14 protein-coding genes are annotated in these 15,975 nt (G+C 59.8%); 2 read left to right on the forward strand and 12 right to left on the reverse strand.

Features of this window, described 5'->3' with window-relative positions; all coding sequences use genetic code 11:
- The first annotated feature begins 78 nt into the window (after positions 1–78).
- Positions 79–2,250: a fimbria/pilus outer membrane usher protein gene (locus FO014_RS14390; protein ID WP_160030036.1), complete on the forward strand. Its 2,172-nt coding sequence runs from the start codon at positions 79–81 to the stop codon at positions 2,248–2,250.
- Here the strand turns inward: FO014_RS14390 and ruvX are convergent.
- The 6 genes from ruvX to FO014_RS14420 all read right to left on the reverse strand — a co-directional run bounded on the left by ruvX (position 2,210) and on the right by FO014_RS14420 (position 6,526).
- A complete protein-coding gene (gene ruvX / locus FO014_RS14395; RefSeq protein ID WP_160030037.1) occupies positions 2,210–2,635 on the reverse strand; it encodes a Holliday junction resolvase RuvX in 426 nt (141 codons plus the stop codon). The two genes, FO014_RS14390 and ruvX, sit on opposite strands and share 41 nt — an antisense overlap.
- Positions 2,635–3,198 (reverse strand): YqgE/AlgH family protein, encoded by a 564-nt coding sequence (locus FO014_RS14400; protein WP_160030038.1) that lies wholly within the window; start codon positions 3,196–3,198, stop codon positions 2,635–2,637. Before FO014_RS14400 ends, ruvX begins: the two co-directional genes overlap by 1 nt.
- Positions 3,199–3,308: 110 nt before the next feature.
- Positions 3,309–4,259, reverse strand: coding sequence for a glutathione synthase (gene gshB / locus FO014_RS14405; RefSeq protein WP_160030039.1), 951 nt, complete (start codon positions 4,257–4,259; stop codon positions 3,309–3,311).
- Between the two features lie 13 nt (positions 4,260–4,272).
- Positions 4,273–5,004 (reverse strand): 16S rRNA (uracil(1498)-N(3))-methyltransferase, encoded by a 732-nt coding sequence (rsmE, locus tag FO014_RS14410; protein WP_160030040.1) that lies wholly within the window; start codon positions 5,002–5,004, stop codon positions 4,273–4,275.
- A 122-nt stretch (positions 5,005–5,126) separates the two neighbouring features.
- The gene (endA, locus tag FO014_RS14415; protein ID WP_160030041.1) at positions 5,127–5,822 is read right to left on the reverse strand and encodes a deoxyribonuclease I; all 696 of its coding nucleotides are present in this window, start codon (positions 5,820–5,822) and stop codon (positions 5,127–5,129) included.
- A gap of 176 nt (positions 5,823–5,998) precedes the next feature.
- Positions 5,999–6,526: a SprT family zinc-dependent metalloprotease gene (locus tag FO014_RS14420; RefSeq protein WP_160030042.1), complete on the reverse strand. Its 528-nt coding sequence runs from the start codon at positions 6,524–6,526 to the stop codon at positions 5,999–6,001.
- A gap of 372 nt (positions 6,527–6,898) precedes the next feature.
- Between FO014_RS14420 and fumA the strand changes: the two genes are divergently transcribed.
- Complete coding sequence (gene fumA, locus FO014_RS14425) at positions 6,899–8,545, forward strand: class I fumarate hydratase FumA (RefSeq protein WP_160030043.1); 1,647 nt, start codon at positions 6,899–6,901, stop codon at positions 8,543–8,545.
- Between the two features lie 92 nt (positions 8,546–8,637).
- Here fumA and FO014_RS14430 read toward each other — a convergent pair whose 3' ends face one another.
- The 6 genes from FO014_RS14430 to FO014_RS14455 form a co-directional block, all read right to left on the reverse strand.
- Positions 8,638–10,035: a sugar porter family MFS transporter gene (locus FO014_RS14430; protein ID WP_160030044.1), complete on the reverse strand. Its 1,398-nt coding sequence runs from the start codon at positions 10,033–10,035 to the stop codon at positions 8,638–8,640.
- A 303-nt stretch (positions 10,036–10,338) separates the two neighbouring features.
- On the reverse strand, positions 10,339–11,313 hold the full coding sequence (locus FO014_RS14435) for an XdhC family protein (RefSeq protein ID WP_160030045.1): 975 nt from the start codon (positions 11,311–11,313) through the stop codon (positions 10,339–10,341).
- Positions 11,314–11,317: 4 nt separating this feature from the next.
- Entirely contained in the window at positions 11,318–11,887 is a 570-nt protein-coding gene (locus FO014_RS14440; protein WP_160030046.1) for a nucleotidyltransferase family protein, read from the reverse strand.
- A gap of 161 nt (positions 11,888–12,048) precedes the next feature.
- Positions 12,049–12,999 carry a glycoside hydrolase family 43 protein gene (locus tag FO014_RS14445; protein WP_160031417.1) on the reverse strand — a complete coding sequence of 317 codons (951 nt, stop codon included), beginning with the start codon at positions 12,997–12,999 and terminating at the stop codon, positions 12,049–12,051.
- Between the two features lie 11 nt (positions 13,000–13,010).
- Positions 13,011–14,411, reverse strand: coding sequence for a glycoside-pentoside-hexuronide (GPH):cation symporter (locus FO014_RS14450; protein WP_160030047.1), 1,401 nt, complete (start codon positions 14,409–14,411; stop codon positions 13,011–13,013).
- Between the two features lie 225 nt (positions 14,412–14,636).
- Positions 14,637–15,857 (reverse strand): MFS transporter, encoded by a 1,221-nt coding sequence (locus FO014_RS14455; protein WP_160030048.1) that lies wholly within the window; start codon positions 15,855–15,857, stop codon positions 14,637–14,639.
- Positions 15,858–15,975: the final 118 nt, after the last annotated feature.

The following is a 15,975-nucleotide window of genomic DNA, read 5'->3' on the forward strand; positions in this document are numbered from 1 at the left end:
TTGGGAGCGAGGCGCGCAAGCGCCTCTTTTGCGTTGGTTAAACACGTTGGAATAGTGTGGTTGGTACTCAAGGATCGAATGAAACCCGCCCTGCGCTTTACCCTGTTGCCTTTAACGATGGCCGCCACTTACGCAATGGCGGAAGTGAGTAAGATCTATCTTATTGTTAATGACACCTATAAGGGGCGTGCGGCTATTGCGCCGGATGTGCGCAATAGGCCTTGCGTGACGCCTGCGTTGCTCAGTGCATGGGGCGTGCGGGAGAAGGTCGTCGCGGGCGTGGTGAAAACGCCTGACGGCTGCATCGTGCCCGGCGCGTCCGGCATACAGCTCTTTTATGAGCCGGTGGCGCAGCTGCTGACGGTGGAGGTGCCGCCAAATTTGATCGGCGGCGAGCAGAACGCGCTGAGCCGCCGCTGGGATGACGGCGTCAATGCAGGTTTTCTCGACTATCAGCTGAATTACGGCCATTACTCTGCCGAAAGATATCGCGATGCCGAGCGGCATTACAGCCTGTTTGTCGATACGACCGCCGGGCTAAATCTTGGCGCCTGGCGTTTTCGCTATCGTCCGGTCTACCAGAAAGACGCCTGGGGTAAGCCAAGCTGGCATACGGAAAAGGCGGTGGCTTACCGCGATATCAAGGCTTGGCGCGCGTTGCTGAGCATTGGCGACAACAATACGCCTTCCGCCCTGTTTGACAACGTGAAGTATCGCGGCATCCAGCTGGCGTCGGACGATCGTATGTTGCCGGAGAGCCTGCGGCAGTTTTCGCCGTGGATCCGCGGTATGGCGCGCAGCAACGCGGAAGTTAAGGTGCGTCAAAACGGCGAGGTGATTTATCAGACCTTTGTCTCTTCCGGCGTATTTATTTTGAAGGACGTTTACCCCCCGGATCCCGATGGCGATATTACCGTCACCCTACGTGAAAGCGACGGCACGGAAACCGAACGCAAACTGCCTTACTCGGCGATGCCGAATCTGGTGCACGGCGGCAGGCTCAAGTACGACCTGACGCTGGGTAAATACCGACCCTATTTCGGTGTCGAACAGCAGCAGCCGCAGTTTGGCTTACTGTCTGTCAGCTACGGTTTGCCGGCGAAGGTTACGCTGTACGGCGGCGTGCTGACGTCCGGACTTTACCGCAGCGCCGCGCTGGGGGTAGGTAAAAGCCTCAATCAGTGGGGCGCACTCTCCGTGGATTACAACTATTCGTCGGCGCGGCAGCCTCGTCGCTCAAGGCCCGATCGCGGCGGAATGTGGCGTCTGCGCTACGCCAGAGCCATTCCTGCCTGGGAGTCCTCCGTCAGCCTGCTGGCACAATACTATCCGCGGCAGCGTTACCGCACCTTCGGCGATGCGGTCGAACAGCAGAGTGTTTACTGGTGGGACTGGGAAGACGGCATTTTTGTCGGGGATTTCGACACCGAGAAAAAATACCGGCTGGAGGCGCGCTACAACCAGTACTTCTCCGAGTCGGACAGTCTGTATCTGACGATGGCGCGCGAGGCCAGACGCGGTCAGGACAAGGACGAAACCAGCATAGAGCTGGGCTACAGTGCAACCTGGGGAGAGATTGACGTCAATCTGTACGCCGAATACAGCCGCAGAAATTATGGTAAGGAGCAGGGGCAGGTTGGGCTGTCGTTCTCTGTGCCGCTGGGCACGCTGCTTCTGCCGCGCATGAAGCTGAATTACGATCATCAGTTTGTGAAAAACGGCGCTGACAGCCGGCGTGTCGGCGTCAGCGGCACCATGCTGGCGGACTACAGCCTGAGTTATGACCTCAGCACCAGTCAGAGTCAGAGCTATGGAGCCAGTCAGGATTTCAGCGCCAGCTATCAGTACAATGCCGGCTCTATGCGGTTTGGCTATTCGCGCGGCAAGGATTACCGTCAACAGGAGGTAGAACTGGCCGGCAGCCTGATGGCCCACGCCGACGGTGTGACGCTGGGACAAACGCTGGGGGAAACCATGGCGATCGTACAGGTGCCCGGTTCATCGGGCATCGGCATCGACAACCAGTACGGCGTCACCACCGACTGGCGCGGTTATGCGGTGGTCAGCACGCTGACCCCTTATCGGATTAACCGGCTGTCGCTGGATACCTTTGAGCTGCCTGACGACGAAGAATTGCCGCAGCCGGAAATCGAGGTGGTGCCGACGGCGGGGGCAATCATGTTCAGCCGTTTCGCGCCGGCGCAGAAGCTTACGTCCCCAGATGTTGCTCGAACCAGCTCTCCAGAATAACCACCGCTGAGGCGGAATCCACGCTGCCTTTATCCAGCGCGCGGAAGCCGCCACGGTCAAACAGATGCGAACGCGCTTCCACGGTGCTCAGCCGCTCGTCATGCAGCTCCACCTGAACGCCGAAGCGGCCATGCAGGCGGTTGGCGAACTTGCGCGCCCGGGCGGTCAGCGGCTGTTCCGTGCCGTCCATATTGAGCGGCAGGCCGACGATAACCAGATCCGGCTGCCACTCCTGCAGCATTTTTTCTATTTTCTGCCAGTCCGGCGTGCCGTCCTGCGCTTTAAACGCCGCCAGCGCGCGCGCGGTACCGGTAATTTCCTGACCGATGGCCGCGCCGATGCTTTTGGTGCCGAAGTCAAAGGCGATGAGGGTACGGTTGCTCATCAGGCGTGTCCTGCATGGTTGGCGATGCTGCGGATATCGACGCCGAGACGGTTGGCCGCTTCACGCCAGCGGTTGGCGATCGGCGTGTGGAACAGGATTTCGCTGTCGGCTTCTGCGGTCAGCCAGGCGTTTTCCAACACCTCCTGCTCCAGCTGGCCTTTTTCCCAGCCGGCATAGCCAAGGGCAACCAGCACTTCCTGCGGCTGCTCCGGGGTGCCCAGCGTTTCCAGCACGTCCCGGGAGGTGGTAATCATGGTCTCCGGCGAAATTTGAATGCTGGCGTCAAAACCCGGCTGCGGCGTATGCAGAATAAAGCCGCGGTCGTCCGCCAGCGGGCCGCCGGCATACACCGGTTTATCCAGGCTGATGGCCGGGTCGCGATCGGCCGGCGCAATCTTCAGCTTCTCCAGCACGCTTTCCACCGTAAATTGTTCCACGGGTTTGTTGATCACCAACCCCATGGCGCCGTCTTCGTTATGCTCGCAGATATAAATCACCGAGCGTTTGAAGCGGGGATCCTGCATGGTTGGCATGGCGATAAGAAAGTGGTGCTGTAAATTCATGTCGGTCTGTCGATTAGTGAGTAGGGTGGATAGTGGCGCTGCCGCACCTATGAAGGGCGAAAACGACGTGAAATCGGCAGCGCGGACGATACGCCCGCACTGCCGTCAGCTTAGCGCGTAGCCAGACGTTTTTCGATAGCATCCATCAACATACCGGTGATGGAGATCGGGAAGGCCGCTTCGATTTCACGCACGCAGGTTGGGCTGGTGACGTTGATTTCGGTCAGGCGGTCGCCGATCACGTCCAGGCCGACAAACACCAGGCCTTTTTCTTTCAGCGTCGGCGCGACGGTACGGGCGATCTGCCAGTCGCTTTCGCTCAGCGGGCGCGCTTCGCCGCGGCCGCCGGCGGCCAGGTTGCCGCGGGTTTCCCCCTGCGCCGGAATACGCGCCAGGCAGTAAGGCACCGGTTCGCCGTCGACCACCAGAATGCGTTTGTCGCCTTCTTTAATCGCCGGCAGGAAGTTCTGCGCCATGCAGAAACGGCCGCCGTGTTCGGTCAGCGTTTCGATAATTACCGACAGGTTCGGGTCTTCCTGCTTAACGCGGAAAATTGAAGCGCCGCCCATGCCGTCCAGCGGCTTGAGGATAATGTCGCCGTGCTGCTGGTGGAACCTGCGGATGTGCGCGGCGCTGCGGCTGACCAGCGTGTCCGGCGTCAGCTCCGGGAACCAGGCGGTGAACAGTTTTTCGTTGCAGTCGCGCAGGCTCTGCGGTTTGTTGACGATCAGCGTGCCTTTGACCTCGGCGCGCTCCAGAATATAGGTCGCATAAATATATTCGGTATCAAACGGCGGGTCCTTACGCATCAGGATCACGTCCAGTTCCTGCAGCGCCAAGTCCTGCTCGGCGCCGAAGCTGAACCAGGATTCTTTGTCTTCCTTGACGCTCAGTACGCGCGTGCGGGCGCGGCCGTCGCCGGCGTGCAGATAGAGATCGTCCATCTCCATATAGTGCAGCTCCCAGCCGCGGCGCTGTGCTTCCAACAGCATGGCGAAGCTGGTGTCTTTCTTGATGTTGATGGATGAGATGGGGTCCATCACTATGCCGAGCTTAATCATTGTTCTTTCTCCTTTAACCCAGATCGCCGAAACGCACCTGGAGGGCGGTAATTGCGGTGAGCGCGGTAGTTTCGGTACGCAGTACGCGTGGCCCCAGCAGGATATCGGTAAATCCGTGCCCGGAGGTCATGGCTATTTCATCGGCGGACAGGCCGCCTTCCGGCCCGATCAGCAGGCGGACGTGGTTCACCGGCAGCGGCAGCGTATTGATGCTGTGGCTGGCGCGCGGGTGCAGATTCAGTTTCAGGCTGTCGTCCTGCTCGGCGCACCAGGCTTCCAACGCCATGGCCGGGCGGATCTGCGGAATACGGTTGCGGCCGCACTGTTCGCAGGCGGCGATGGCGATTTTTTGCCACTGCTGGAGTTTCTTTGCCAGCCGCTCGCCGGACAGCGAGACGCCGCAGCGTTCGGAAAACAGCGGCGTAATGGTGTTCGCCCCCAGCTCGATGGATTTCTGGATGGTGAACTCCATCTTGTCGCCGCGTGAGATGACCTGGCCGAGATGCAGGTTCAGCGGCGATTCGCGATCTTCCAGCCGGCCGTCGGCGATGCGCACCCGTACGCTTTTTTTATCCGCCTGGGTGATTTCAGCGTCGAACACCTGGTTGCTGCCGTCAAACAGCTGCAGAGCCTGGCCCGGACTCATGCGCAACACGCGTCCGACGTGGTTGGCCGCGTCTTCGCTCAGGGCGATTTCCGAATGGGAACTCAGCGGTTCCGGGTGATAGATGCGAGGTATGCGCATAATGACGTTCTAATCCTGACGAAATTCGCAGCCGAAGCGCTGCGTCCTGAAAGACCAAGAGTATATACCCAAAGGCGGCCGATCGGCAGCGGCGCCGTTGCCACTGCCTTTATGCAGACTATTTAGCTTTTGCGCTGCTGGCAAGCCTGCTGAATATACGGGTTATGGTTTCCCTGTACCTTAGCGATGCGTGCCTCGCGGCGACATTCCCAGTCGCTGACCGGGTACTGGCGGTCCCACACCTCAAACAGCCGGGTCTGCTGGCGTGACAGACGCAGCCGGTAGCGATCGCGCATATAGAAATAGGTGCGGGCGATGGCACCGCGGGCGCGGGCCGGCGGTTCCGCCTGTTTGTGTTTGAAGTCGACCTTCATCGGACACTGGCCGTATTGGCCTTCACCGCCGCGCCACTGGCTGTACATAAAGTTACTACGGTCGCCGTTTACTTCGCCGATCGCCGGCTGCAGGTTGTGCAGATCGGTTTCGATTTTACGGTATACCGGATCCTTGTTGCAGTTTTTACGCCCGCCGTCGCGCCAGCACTGCAGCTGGTGGCCGAACTGCCAGGCTGGCACCACGTGTTCCCATTCGATTCGGCCGGCGCGCTGGGCATTTTTACGCGGCTGAAAGCCGCAGCCGTGGAGGTTGGGGATGCCTTTCTTGCCGTGCCACTGAATTTGGCAGCCGCAGTAGAAGCTGCCGGGGGCGTCCTGATTGATTTTGACCGCTGTCGCTTTGGCCTGGGAGAAGTTGTTGATGCCATGCGCGTTAACCGCGCCAGAAATGAAAACCATTGCGAACAAAATTTTGCGAAGCATATTCCAAAACAGCTCAAAATCGGAAAAGCACGCAGGGTAGCGGAAGTCGCAGGCAGTGGCAAATCAGGCTAATTATTTGTTTATCCGGCAGACTTGCCGGCGTTATGCATAGCGAGCCGTGCCGGCCGCTGGCGGAAAGCGGCGGCCGGAAGCGAGGTGAGGGATGGCGGAAAGTCTCAATCGCGCAGTTCGCGCGTTTCGCCGGCGGAGAAGACCAGTTTTTCGCCGCAACGGCGGCAGCGGTACTCGCTTTCGCCGCGCTGGATGCGGTTATGGCGACGCACCGTCAGCTGATGCAGCTGGCAGCGGCACTGGTAGGGAAAGGTTTTGCTCTGCACCGAAGCGATGCCGAATTGATGGGTACGGCTGGCCGGCGTCTGCAGCACTTCTTCCATCATCCAGCGCCATTCGCGGCCGTGCGGCGCTGCCGCCTGACCGAAACGGCGGAACACCAGCAGGTGCGCCAGTTCGTGCGGCACCACTTCATCAATAAACGGCTGCTTGTTTTCCATCAGCAGCACCGGGTTAAGGCGGATCTCCCAGTCTTGCAGCCAGGCAGTGCCGGCGCTGGTGCCGCGCTGCTGGTAAACGACCTTGGGTTCCGGAAATTCTTCGGCAAAATGTTGCCGGGCCAGCTGCAGTTTTTCCCGCAGGCAGCGCATCACTGCTTGTTGCAGTGCGATAGGGATTCTGATTTTGTTCATCGCCGCTAGCATAGACGCGGCGCGCGGGGCTGGCAATATGCCTCAGGATGAAAAAAACGTATCGGTTTATGTAGGCTTACGTGCTTTTTTCACCACAATGATAAGCCGATCGGGCGGTGCGGATTGTAATCAAGGTGTTAACTGCGGGATAATAAAACGTGCCAGATAAGTCTGTACCCGCAGTTCTCACAGGACGTGGTCGAAAAAGCTCAAACGGCATTGCACCCGCGATTCAGGGGCGTTTTGCGATTTAGCGCAATAAGCGGCTACCTAAAAATAAGTAAGGTGTGGTGAGTTTTTTTGACGCAGCGACCCGAGTCATGCGCTGAAAGTGTGAATTTAACGCAGCTAATTGTTGCAAGTGAGAGATAAATGTCGAATAAACCGTTCCATTATCAAGATCCGTTTCCACTGAAGAAAGACGATACCGAATACTATCTGCTAAGCCGCGACCACGTTTCCGTCGCAGAATTTGAAGGGCAGGAAGTCCTGAAAGTTGCACCGGAAGCCCTGACCCTCCTTGCCCAGCACGCCTTCCACGACGCCTCATTTATGTTGCGCCCGGCGCACCAGCAGCAGGTCGCCGATATCCTTGCCGACCCGGAAGCCAGTGAAAACGATAAGTACGTTGCGCTGCAATTTCTGCGTAACTCAGAAATCGCCGCCAAGGGTATTTTGCCGACCTGCCAGGATACCGGCACCGCGATCATCGTCGGTAAAAAAGGCCAGCGCGTCTGGACCGGCGGCGGTGATGAAGCGGCGCTATCGCGCGGGGTGTACAACACCTATATCGAAGACAACCTGCGCTACTCGCAGAACGCCGCGCTGGATATGTATAAAGAGGTGAATACCGGCAGCAACCTGCCGGCACAGATCGACCTCTACAGCGTCGACGGCGACGAATACAAATTCCTGTGCATCGCCAAGGGCGGCGGCTCCGCCAACAAAACCTATCTGTACCAGGAAACCAAGGCGCTGCTGTCGCCGGGTAAACTGAAGGATTACCTGGTGGACAAGATGCGTACCCTGGGCACCGCGGCCTGCCCGCCGTACCATGTGGCCTTCGTGATTGGCGGCACCTCCGCCGAAGCGACGCTGAAAACGGTCAAGCTGGCTTCCACCAAGTATTACGACGGCCTGCCGACTGAAGGCAATGAGCACGGCCAGGCGTTCCGCGACGTGGCACTGGAAGAAGAATTGCTGAAAGAGGCGCAGAACCTGGGGTTGGGCGCACAGTTCGGCGGTAAATATTTTGCTCACGATATCCGGGTGATCCGCCTGCCGCGCCACGGTGCGTCGTGCCCGGTCGGCATGGGGGTATCCTGCTCCGCAGACCGCAATATCAAGGGGAAAATCAACCGCGACGGTATCTGGCTGGAGAAACTGGAGCACAATCCGGGCCGCTATATTCCGCAGGAACTGCGTCAGGCGGGCGAAGGGGAAGCGGTGAAGGTGGATCTGAACCGTCCGATGGCCGAGATCCTCAAGCAGCTGTCGCAATATCCGGTGTCCACGCGCCTGTCGCTGAGCGGCACCATCATCGTCGGCCGTGATATCGCGCACGCCAAGCTGAAAGAGCGTCTGGAGCGCGGTGAAGGGCTGCCGCAGTATGTGAAAGACCACCCGATTTACTATGCTGGCCCGGCCAAAACGCCGGACGGCTATGCTTCCGGTTCTCTGGGGCCGACCACCGCCGGGCGGATGGACTCCTATGTGGATCTGCTGCAGTCCCACGGCGGCAGCATGATTATGCTGGCGAAGGGTAACCGCAGCCAGCAGGTGACCGACGCCTGTAACAAACACGGCGGCTTCTATCTTGGCAGCATCGGCGGCCCGGCGGCGGTGCTGGCGCAGCAGAGCATCAAGAGTCTGGAGTGCGTGGAGTACCCGGAACTGGGGATGGAAGCCATCTGGAAAATTGAAGTGGAAGATTTCCCGGCGTTTATCCTGGTGGATGACAAGGGCAATGACTTCTTCCAGAAGATCCAGAGCTCTCAGTGCACCCGCTGCGTGAAATAACGCGGCTGAAATAAAAACGGGGACGGGCTGCGCGCCCATCCCCGGATAAGGTTTCCCATAAGGGCGCGGCGGATGTCGCGCCCTTATCTGTTTTAGCGTGAGCCGATATCGCGCAGCGCTTTGCCGGACATCAGATTACGCTCGATCTGTTCCAGAGAAATGTTTTTGGTTTCCGGAATCAGCACGATGGTCAGCACGATAAACAGCAGGTTCAGCGCGGCGTATACCCAGAAGGTGTGCGCACTGCCCAGGCTGTTCAGCATGGTCAGGAAGGTGGCGCCGACGATCATATTGGCGATCCAGTTCACCGCCGTGGAGCAGGTGATGCCGAAATCGCGGCCCTTCAGCGGCTGAATTTCCGAGCACAGTACCCAAATCAGCGGGCCGGCGCTCATGGCGAAGCCGACGATAAACATCAGCAGCATCAGGACGGCGAAGTACTGTGCGGCGGTGCTGGCGATGCCGATGTTCATCATGGTGCCGAGTACGCCCATACCGACCGCCATCACCAGGAAGCCCAGTTTCAGCGTCGGCTTGCGGCCCCAGCGGTCAACCAACCCGATGGCGATAAAGGTCGCCAGCACGTTGACCAGACCGACGATCACCGTACCCCACATTTGCTGTGAGGTGCTGGCGAAACCGGCCAGATCGAAGATTTTCGGCGCGTAATACATGATGACGTTCATGCCGGTGAACTGTTGCATAACTTGCAGCAGAATGCCGAGATATACCGCGCGGCGGAAATTCTTGTTGTCTTTAAACAGCGACCAGCCGCCCTGTTTGATCTTCAAGCTTTCGCGGATTTCATCCAGTTCGGCCTTAGCCTGTTCGGTGGTGTCACGCAGCATGTCCAGCACTTGGCGCGCCTCTTCATGCCGTCCGCGTGACGCCAGCCAGCGCGGGCTGCGCGGCAGGAAGAACACGCCGATCAGCAGCAGCAGCGCCGGGATGGTGATGACGCCCAGCATCCAGCGCCAGGCGCCGCTGTAGCTGAACGCGGTATCCGACAGGTAGGCCGCCAGAATGCCGATGGTGATCATCAGTTGGTACATGGAAATCATACTGCCGCGGATGCGCTCCGGCGCGATTTCCGACAGGTACAACGGCGCGGTGAACGAGGCGATGCCGACGGCCAGCCCCAATAGCACGCGGGAAACCACCAGCACTTCGACGTTAGGGGCGAAGGCGGAACACAGCGATCCGATGACAAACAGCACGGCGCCGATCATCAGGCTGTATTTACGTCCCAGTCGGTAGGAGAGCCAGCCGCTGCCGACTGCGCCGACCGCCGCGCCGAACATCATGGAGCTGACTACCCACTCCTGCTGGTGCGCGGTGATCTGGAACTCATTGGTAATAAACGGCAGCGCACCGGCAATAACGCCGATATCCAGGCCGAACAGCAGACCCGCCAGTGCGGCGAGGAAACAGACAAAGAAAGTCATTTGGGCATTTGACCGGCTTTTGCCTGTGGTTGTTACGGTACTCATAACGCCTCCAAAAGGGGGATATAAAACGCCGAGTGGCTTTGGGGGATAATGTTATTGATCATGATGATGGTTAAAAGTGCGCCGGATCACATTAATGTAATCGCTTACATCAGTGGGGGCTTTTGAGAGGATTCCAATCGCCTAGTAAATAAAGATAAAAGCCACTATAGCCAGCCATAGGCGGTCATATTACGGTACTTTTATTGTAATCGTTTTCAATTTGGGGGCAGACGCGCTCCCAAATTAACCAGGGGGAAGCGCTTCCCGCCCGGTTCAGGAGAAATTATGCCATGAGAGAAGGGCTCAGTCCGAGGAAGGACGGATATTTTTTTGTTTCACAATATCAGCCATGACCGCCAGGGCGATTTCCGCCGGGGTCTTGCTGCCGAGCGGCAGGCCAATCGGCGCGTGAATGCGGCTTAGCTGCTGCGGATTAAATTCGGCAATGTTTTGCAGCCGCTGGCGGCGGCGGGCGCTGTTCTGCTGGGAGCCCATCGCGCCGATATAAAACGCCGGGGTATGAATGGCTTCCATCAGCGTCAGGTCGTCCATACGCGGGTCGTGGGTCAGCGCGACTACCGCCGTGTTGCCGTGGCAGCCGCCTTCCTCAATAAATTTGGCCGGAAATTGCCGCACCAGCGTGACCGACGGCGTCAACTGGGCGGCGAAGTTCTCCAGCGCCTCGGGACGGTTTTCACACACCAGCACTTCAAAACCCAGCGCGGCGGCGAAGTCGGCGCAGTACAGCGCCACGCTGGACAGGCCGGCGATCAGCAGGCGCGGCGCGGCGGCGATATGCAGGGCGATCTCCTCACCGCGGCGTTCAATCTGCGTGGCGCTGGCAAAGGGCGTTTCTTCCAGCACGGTGCAGGCGTGCGGCAGCGTCAGGCGTTTGACCAGCGCGTGGTGGCCGTCCAGCGCCGCGGCCATCTGCGCCAGATAGCGAATGCTATGTTCACCGGCCGGCAGGTACTCAATCAGCACCTCCAGCACGCCGCCGCAGGGCAGCGCCACGTTCGGCGTCAGGCCGCCTTCGCCGTAGCGCACCACCTGGCTGGCCGCCTGATAGTCGCCGGCGGCGATGCGCTGCAGAAAATCCTCCTCCACGCAGCCGCCGGAGAGCGAGCCGCAGTAGCGGCCATCGGCGCCGGCCGCCATCAGCGCGCCGGGCGATCGCGGCGAAGAGCCGTAGGTGGCCAGCACGGTGCACAGCCAGACCGGCTGCTGTTGCAGCCAGGACATGGCCTGACCGACGACGGTGATATCGAGATGTTGCATGGAGCTACTCGCTGTCCGCTAACTGAGAGGGAAGATCAATATCCTGTACGATGCCCGGGTTATCAACCGAAATCAGGTGCACTTCCCGGCCAAACAGCACGGAACGTCCACCGTCATCGCCGCGCAGGGCGCACAGCGCGTTGCGCAGCGTAGCGGAAAAGCCGACGGGATGCCCCGGGCGCCCGTTAACGCAGGGGCGGGCGATCGCATATTTTTGTAGCGCCGCTGCGGTTTGCCTGAATATTTCAGCGGGCACAAAGGGCATATCCGCCAGATGGATCAGCCAGCCGTCCCACTGCGGGCGGGCCGCCACGCCGGCGGCGATGGAGTCCCCCAGCCCGCGGCTGTCCAGCAATACCGTCTCGACGTGATGTGCGGCGCAGTGCCGGCGTACGGGCTGATTGTCCGGCCGGGTCACCACCACCAGCGGCAGGCCGCTGGCCTGCGCCTGCTGCAGCGTCTGAGCGAACAGGGTGCGTTCGCCCAGGGGCGCATTCAGTTTGTTTCCGCTGCCGCCGGCCCGGATAAAGCGTTCACTGCGTCCGGCGGCGGCAATCACAATACCTGTCGTCATATTGATCACCTGTTTTGGCTATAGGCATATGCCAACAGCGTTAGGGTAAGCCGGAGCCGCTTATGAAACGGCGCCGACTACAAAAGAAGGGAATCATTATGAATATTGTAACCTGTCACGGCGTCATTTTAGTCACCGCGCCGTAACGGCGGAAGGCGGCATCACTGATTATCCGCCGGTGGTTCGCCAAACAGCGGCATGCCCTGTTCATCCCAGGACAGGGTTTTGATGCGCGTATGCCGGTTAGGGTCGTACAGCGGATCGCCGTCAATCTCGGTGTAGTTGCGTGCGTGGTACACCAGCACGTCGTTGCCGTCCTCATCCTGGGTAAAGCTGTTGTGGCCGGGGCCGTACTGGCGGTTGTCGTAACTGGTGCGAAACACCGGCTGCGGCGACTTATGCCATTGTGCCGGGTCGGTCAGGTCGGCGTCGATATCCGCCCACAGCAGCCCGAGACAGTAATTCTCGTCGGTGGCGCTGGCGGAGTAACTGATGAAAATCCGCTGCCCGCGGCGGATCACCGCCGGCCCTTCGTTCACCCAAAAACCCCGCGTCTCCCAGGGCAGTTCCGGCTTGCTGAGCATCACCGGCTCCCCTTGCAGCGTCCACGGGTTGGCCATTTCCGCCAGATACAGGTTGGAGTTGCCGCGAATGGCCGGATCTTTTTGCGCCCACAGATAGTAATGCCTGCCGCGGTGGTTAAAGTAGGTGGCGTCAAGGGAGAAGCTGTCGAGATGGCTGTGAATGCGTCCTTTCTCCTGCCATTCGCCGGTGAGCGGATCGGCGTCGCTGCAAGCCAGTGCGAACATGCGGTGCTGAAACAGACCGTCCTTAATCTCCGGGCTGTGGGCGGCGGCGAAGTAGATATACCAGACGCCGTCGATCACATGCAGCTCCGGCGCCCAGATCAGGGCGCTCATCGGCCCGCTGGCCGGTTTGCGCCAGACGACGTGCGGCGTGGCTTGCGCCAGACCTGTCAGGCTGGTGGCGCGGCGCAGCTCCAGCCGGTCGTACTCCGGCACCGACGCGATAAAGTAGTAGTTGCCGTCGCTATGGCGCAGGATAAAGGGATCGGCGCGTTGCGTAATCAGCGGGTTGGGATAGATTTTCATCATTTTCTCTCTTAGCTGTGCCGGGTTTCAAGCTGGCGCTCACGGTAGTCGGCCAGTTCCTGGTAGTTGGCGCGGCGCTTGGCCAGATCGCTTTGGATTTGTCGCATCAAATCGCGATCCACTTTCAGCAGCCGCACCACGCCGGCGGTGATCAGGTAGCCGATACCGGGAATGACGGTAAACAGCAGGACGATGCAGTCAAGCGCGCCGGCGCTCTGGCTGGCGGCGTCCGCCTGGTAGCCGGACAGCGACATCAGGAAGCCGACCATCGCGCCGGCCACCGCCAGCCCCACCTTCAGGAAGAACAGATTACCGGAAAAGCTGATGCCGGTGATGCGTTTGCCGGTTTTCCATTCGCCGTAGTCATCGACGTCGGCCATCAGAGACCAGTGCAGCGGCGACGGGATTTGGTGCAGGATATTCAGCAGGAAATAGGCCACCACGATGGTCCAGGTCAGCTGCGGGTTGAGGAAATAGAAGGCGCAGGAGAACAGCGCCAGCGCGATATTAGTCCAGAAGAATACCTGCAGTTTGCAAAAGCGGTCGGTGAGCGGTTTGGCCAGCGCGCTGCCGATCATCATCCCGACCACGCCGAGCGCGATGAACAGGCTGGCGAAAGACGATGACTGCTGCATCACATAGGTGACGTAGTACATGGTGGCCGCCATGCGGATAAAGCCGGGGCAGACGTTGCAGAAGGTCAGCAGCAGAATGCGCACCCACTGATCGTTTTTCCAGACGTCTCGCAGGTCGGCTTTCAGCGCGTCGTTGGTCGGCACCGCCGGACGGATACGCTCTTTGACCGTCGCGAAGCAGAACAGAAACATAAACAGCGCCACCAATGCCAGCACGCCCATTGCCATCTGATAACCGCGCGCCTTGTTGTCGCCGCCGAACCAGTCGGCCAGCGGCAGCAGCGTCAGCGACAGCAGCAGGGTGGCGATGCCGACCATGATAAAGCGGTACGACTGGCAGGAGACCCGCTCATGCGGGTCGGCGGTGATGACGCCGCCCAGCGAGCAGTAAGGAATGTTGATGGCGGTATAGGTCAGCGACATCAGGAAATAAGTGGCGAAAGCGTAGATTACCTTGCTGTTATAGCTCCACTCGGGGGTGGTGAACATCAGCACGCTGAACAGCACATAGGGCAGGGAGAGCCATAGCAGCCAAGGGCGAAAGCGCCCCCAGCGGCTCTGGGTGCGGTCGGCGATGGCGCCCATAATCGGATCGGTGACCGCGTCCAGCACCCGCACCGACAGCAGCAGAATGCCCACCAGCGCCGGCGTCAGGCCGAAAATATCGGTGTAGAAATAGTTGAGAAACAACATGATGGCGCCGCCAATAATATTGCATCCGGCGTCTCCCATGCCGTAACCGATCTTTTCTTTTATCGAAAGGGCATTGCTCTTCATGGACATTTTCTCCGTGCTGACAGGATCAGACTTAATGATCATGATTATTGTCTTGTCTAGCGCTGTCTGGTCAGGAGCTGATGGTTATAGAGCTGGACAAACCTGCCATGGCGGAAGAAGTGTGAGCTTGTTAGCAAACTTGACCCGGAGAAGGGACGGCAGAAGCCGATGGCCCATAGAAGAGAACACGGCGTGAGCCGTGTTTTTTCAGGATGGCGTGGGCATTCAGTGGCTCACGATATGGGAACTGCCGAGACGATGTCCCGGTTTGAAAGCGTATTCACGGGACGACCAGGCGATGGCGAACGCAACGGCCAGCAGGATCAGCAATGCCCAGGGGAAAACGCTGGCCTCCCAGGTATCAAGCAGCATGCCGCCGATCACGCCGCCGCCGGCGATCGCCGAGTTCCAGGCCACCACATTCATGGAGAGCGCCACGTCGGCGCCGTCTCCCGCCGCATCGGCCAGCGCGGTTTGCAACAGGGTTGCCGCACCGCCGAACGTGATGCCCCATACGATCACCCCCAGATAAATCACGGCGGGATCTTGCGCACCGACGCCGAAGGCGAACGCGGTGAGCGCGAAGGCGGCGAGACTGGCCAGTACCGTGGCGCGCAGGTGGCGCTCCACCAGCCGGCCGGTGATCCAGATGCCGGCGAGCGCCGCTGCGCCGAAGGCGAACAGCACCAGATCGGTTCGGTCAGCCATTCCCGCCGGCGCGATAAACGGAGCGATATAGGTATAGAGAATGTTGTGCGCAAGCATCCAGGTGACCACCACCGCCAATACCGGGCGTACGCCGGGCGTGGTGAAGACCCGGCGCAGCGGTATGTGTTGATGGGCGGACTGGCCGGGGTAATCGGGGACTTTGGCGTATACCCAGACGATCAGCAGCAGCGTCAGGGCCGACATGATCCAGAATGCGCTGCGCCAGCCGATAGTCGATCCCATGAAGGTCCCCAGAGGCACCCCCAGAGAGAGAGCGATCGGGGTTCCCACCATGGCGATGGCCAGGGCGCGTCCTTGCTGATAAGGCGCGACCATCCGCCGGGCGTAGCCGGCCAGCAGGCTCCAGGCCAGCCCTGCGGCGACGCCGGCAAAGAAGCGGGCGACCAGCGTGACGGCATAGTGGGTAGATAGCGCGGTGGCTGAGTTGAAGAGAAGGAAGCCGATGATAGTCAGCAGCAGGACGTTACGCCGCCGCCAACTGCGTGTTGCAATCGTCAGCGGGATGGCGGCCAGCAGTGAGCCCAGCGCATATGCCGTCACCATTTGCCCGGCCAGAGCCGGATTGACGCCGAGTCCCTGACTGATTTGCGGTAGCAGGCCTGCAGGCAGCGTTTCGGTCACGATACAGATAAATCCCGTCATGGCCAAAGCCAGCAGGGCGGCGACGGGCAGGCGGGCGGCGGTGGCCGATGTCGCCTGAGTGGATGAGTGATTCACGCAAAAGATCCTTTCGACGATGAGAAGGTTCCGGCGTCGCTTGGTGCAGCCGGCGTCTGAAGCATATCGATATCTATACCGATCGGTATAGATGTAATCATCATCGTCGCTGCGTTGT

It is taken from the genome of Serratia rhizosphaerae (assembly GCF_009817885.1).
Taxonomy (GTDB): domain Bacteria; phylum Pseudomonadota; class Gammaproteobacteria; order Enterobacterales; family Enterobacteriaceae; genus Serratia_B; species Serratia_B rhizosphaerae.

Coding starts and splice junctions, on each gene's coding strand:
- gshB (WP_160030039.1), bottom strand. CDS start 4,259: ATGATTAAGCTCGGCATAGTGATGGACCCCATCTCATCCATCAACATC.
- FO014_RS14420 (WP_160030042.1), bottom strand. CDS start 6,526: ATGAACAAAATCAGAATCCCTATCGCACTGCAACAAGCAGTGATGCGC.
- FO014_RS14430 (WP_160030044.1), bottom strand. CDS start 10,035: ATGAGTACCGTAACAACCACAGGCAAAAGCCGGTCAAATGCCCAAATG.
- fumA (WP_160030043.1), top strand. CDS start 6,899: ATGTCGAATAAACCGTTCCATTATCAAGATCCGTTTCCACTGAAGAAA.
- rsmE (WP_160030040.1), bottom strand. CDS start 5,004: ATGCGCATACCTCGCATCTATCACCCGGAACCGCTGAGTTCCCATTCG.
- FO014_RS14400 (WP_160030038.1), bottom strand. CDS start 3,198: ATGAATTTACAGCACCACTTTCTTATCGCCATGCCAACCATGCAGGAT.
- endA (WP_160030041.1), bottom strand. CDS start 5,822: ATGCTTCGCAAAATTTTGTTCGCAATGGTTTTCATTTCTGGCGCGGTT.
- ruvX (WP_160030037.1), bottom strand. CDS start 2,635: ATGAGCAACCGTACCCTCATCGCCTTTGACTTCGGCACCAAAAGCATC.
- FO014_RS14390 (WP_160030036.1), top strand. CDS start 79: ATGAAACCCGCCCTGCGCTTTACCCTGTTGCCTTTAACGATGGCCGCC.
- FO014_RS14450 (WP_160030047.1), bottom strand. CDS start 14,411: ATGAAGAGCAATGCCCTTTCGATAAAAGAAAAGATCGGTTACGGCATG.
- FO014_RS14435 (WP_160030045.1), bottom strand. CDS start 11,313: ATGCAACATCTCGATATCACCGTCGTCGGTCAGGCCATGTCCTGGCTG.
- FO014_RS14440 (WP_160030046.1), bottom strand. CDS start 11,887: ATGACGACAGGTATTGTGATTGCCGCCGCCGGACGCAGTGAACGCTTT.
- FO014_RS14445 (WP_160031417.1), bottom strand. CDS start 12,999: ATGAAAATCTATCCCAACCCGCTGATTACGCAACGCGCCGATCCCTTT.